The organism is Rhizorhabdus sp., assembly GCF_018006725.1.
Taxonomy (GTDB): Bacteria; Pseudomonadota; Alphaproteobacteria; order Sphingomonadales; family Sphingomonadaceae; genus Rhizorhabdus.
In genome coordinates, this window is record NZ_JAGMXV010000397.1 from 1 (window position 1) to 3,308 (window position 3,308).

General features: G+C 67.6%; 3 protein-coding genes. 2 read left to right on the top strand and 1 reads right to left on the bottom strand.

The annotated features are described in order from the left end of the window. Window positions 1–1,123: aminomethyl-transferring glycine dehydrogenase subunit GcvPB (gene gcvPB, locus KAY22_RS26700; RefSeq protein WP_296626094.1), on the top strand; the 1,123-nt coding region annotated here is incomplete at its 5' end. Window positions 1,124–1,211: 88 nt separating this feature from the next. Beyond that, a complete protein-coding gene (locus tag KAY22_RS26705; RefSeq protein ID WP_296626095.1) occupies window positions 1,212–1,817 on the top strand; it encodes a DUF938 domain-containing protein in 606 nt (201 codons plus the stop codon). A gap of 253 nt (window positions 1,818–2,070) precedes the next feature. Here KAY22_RS26705 and KAY22_RS26710 read toward each other — a convergent pair. Further along, window positions 2,071–3,308, bottom strand: a 1,238-nt coding sequence (locus tag KAY22_RS26710) for a peroxidase family protein (protein WP_366514179.1), incomplete at its 5' end; no start/stop codon positions are given.

The window sequence follows — 3,308 nt, forward strand, 5'->3', positions numbered from 1 at the left end:
GACCTGCATGCATGCGGTGGCGATGAGCCCCAAGGCCGGCGCGCATGGCGAGCTGTGCGGCCTGCTGGCGATTCGCGCCGCACATGACGCGCAGGGCAGCGACCGCTCGGTGATCCTCGTCCCCGAATCGGCGCATGGCACCAACCCCGCTACCGCCGCCTTCTGCGGCTACCGCGTCGAGAATATCCCGGCCACCACCGACGGCCGCGTCGATCTCGACGCGCTCACCGGACGGCTCGGCCCGGACGTCGCGGGCGTCATGATTACCAACCCGAACACCTGCGGCCTGTTCGAACGCGACATGAAGCGTATCTCGGATGCGGTTCATGCGGCGGGCGGCTATGTCTATTGCGACGGCGCCAACTTCAACGCGATCGTCGGCCGGGTCCGCCCCGGCGACCTCGGCATCGACGCGATGCACATCAACCTGCACAAGACCTTTTCGACCCCGCATGGCGGCGGCGGCCCCGGTTCCGGCCCGGTCGTCCTGTCCGAGGCGCTGGCGCCCTATGCGCCGCTCCCCTTCGTGACGAAGCTCGCCGATGGCGGCTTCCGCCTGGTCGAGGAAGAAACCGCCGGCGAAGATCATCCGGACAGCTTCGGCCGCATGGCGGCCTTCCACGGCCAGATGGGCATGTTCACCCGCGCGCTGACCTATATCCTCAGCCACGGGGCCGATGGCCTGCGCCAGGTGGCCGAAGACGCGGTGCTCAACGCCAATTATGTGCTGCGTAGCCTCGACGGCCTGCTCGAGGCGCCGTTCGGCCATGCCGGCCCGTGCATGCACGAGGCGCTGTTCAGCGATGACGGGCTGGCGCAGGGCTTCACCACGCTCGACATCGCCAAGGGGCTGATCGACGAAGGCTTCCACCCGATGACGATGTACTTCCCGCTGGTCGTCCATGGCGCGATGCTGATCGAGCCGACCGAAACCGAGGGCAAGGCCACGCTCGACCAGTTCATCGGTGCGCTGCGTTCGGTCGCCGAACGGGCCAAGGCCGGCGATCCGGCGCTCAAGGCGGCCCCCGCCTTCGCTCCGCGCCGCCGCCTCGACGAGACGCTGGCCGCGCGCAAGCCGGTGCTGGTGTGGAAGGACGCGGCGCTTCCCGAAGCCGCCGAGTGACGGTCCCGGCGGGCGGGGCACCGACCTACGGGTCGCCGCCCCCGCCCGCCGCACTGGCGACAGGGGCCGGTCCGGCTATAAGCGTCGCATGACCGACGCCCGCCGCCACGCCCCCGCCACCGAACGCAACCGCGAACCGATCGCCGACATCCTGCGCACGGTGCTACCCGAACAGGGCACCGTGCTGGAGATCGCGAGCGGCACCGGCGAACATGTCATCCACTTCGCTCGGGCTTTCCCTGCGTTGAGCTGGCAACCCAGCGATCCTGATCCCGCCGCGATCGCCTCGATCCGCGCCTGGGCCGAAACCGCCCGCCTGCCGAACCTCCGCCCTCCACTGACGATCGACGCCGCCAGCGACGGCTGGCCGATCGAGCGGGCGGACGCGATCCTGTGCATCAACATGGTCCACATCTCGCCCTGGGAAGCGACGGTGGGTTTGATGACCAACGCCGCGAAACTGCTGCCGCCGGGCGGGCCGCTGATCCTCTATGGGCCCTATCTCCAGCAGGGTGTGGAGACGGCGCCGAGCAATCTGGCATTCGACGAGAGCCTGAAGCAGCGCGACAGCCGCTGGGGCCTGCGGCAGCTGGAGGATGTGGTGACACTGGCCGAGAGCGTCGGGCTGCGGCTGGAGGCGGTGCATGCCATGCCGGCGAATAACCTGATCGTGGTCCTGCGGATGGGGGAGTAAGAGGCGGCCGAGTGCCTCCGCTCCTCCCCGGCACGGGGAGGGGGACCATCCGAAGGATGGTGGAGGGGCAACGCTGGTCGCGGGGTATTCTTACAGGGTTGAGGGCGGATTCCCCTCCACCGCCTTCGGCGGTCCCCCTCCCCGTGCCGGGGAGGAATTTAGCGACATTGAGACAGCGAGCCTTGTTGTTCGCCTCCACGAAAAAGGGCGGCACCCGCAGGCGCCGCCCCCTTCCGTCCCGGTCTTCCGCGTCTCAGAAGCGGTCGAGGTTGGTCACCTTGGTCCACGCCTTGACGAAGTCCTGGACGAACTTCTCCTTGGCGTCATCCGAAGCATAGACTTCGGCCACCGCGCGCAGCTCCGAATTGGAGCCGAAGGCGAGGTCGACCGGGGTCGCGGTCCAGCGCAGCTTGCCGGTCGCGCGATCGGAGCCCTCATAGAGGCCCGGGGTCTTCTCCGACTTCGCCCACTTGTACGACATGTCGAGCAGATTGACGAAGAAGTCGTTGCTGAGCGTACCCGGACGATCGGTGAACACGCCGGCCGTCGACTGACCGGCATTGGCGTTCAGCGCGCGCAAGCCGCCCACCAGCACGGTCATCTCGGGAACGGTCAGCGTCAGCGTGCTCGCCTTGTCGATGAGCATCTCGGCCGGACCATGGTCGGCGTCCGGAGCATAATAGTTCCGGAAACCGTCGGCCTTGGGCTTCAGATAGTCATAGGACTTCACGTCGGTCTGCGCCTGGGTGGCGTCGACGCGGCCCGCAGTGAACGGGACGGTGACGTCATAACCGGCCTTCTTTGCCGCACGCTCGATCGCGCTGTTGCCGCCCAGAATGATCAGATCGGCGATCGAGACCTTCTTGCCGCCCTTGGCCGAGCGGTTGAAGTCCTGCTGCACCTTGCCGAGCGCCGCGAGCGTCTTGGCGAGTTCGGCCGGATCATTGGCGGCCCAGTCCTTCGCCGGAGCGAGGCGGACGCGCGCGCCATTGGCACCGCCGCGCATGTCGGTACCGCGGAAGGTGGAGGCCGAGGCCCAAGCTGCCTTCACCAGCTCGCGATCGCCGATGCCGGCCGCCGCGATCCGATCCTTGAGCAGCGCAACGTCGGCCGCATCGATCGTCGCATAATCGGCCTTCGGCAGCGGATCCTGCCAGGAGTAGCTTTCCTTCGGTACATCCGGGCCCAGGTAACGCGCGCTCGGCCCCATGTCGCGATGGGTGAGCTTGAACCAGGCCCGGGCGAAGGCCGCAGCGAATTCGTTCGGGTCCTTATGGAAACGCTCGGAGATCTTGCGGAACCCGGGATCCTCCTTGAGCGCCAGGTCGGTCGTGAACATGATCGGCGCATGGCGCTTGCCGGCGATATGAGCGTCGGGGACGAGCTGACCGGCGTTCGGATCCTTCGGTACCCACTGGATCGCACCGGCGGGGCTGCGCGTCTGGACCCAGTCGAAGCCGAACAGATTGTCGAAATATTGCGTCGTCCAGG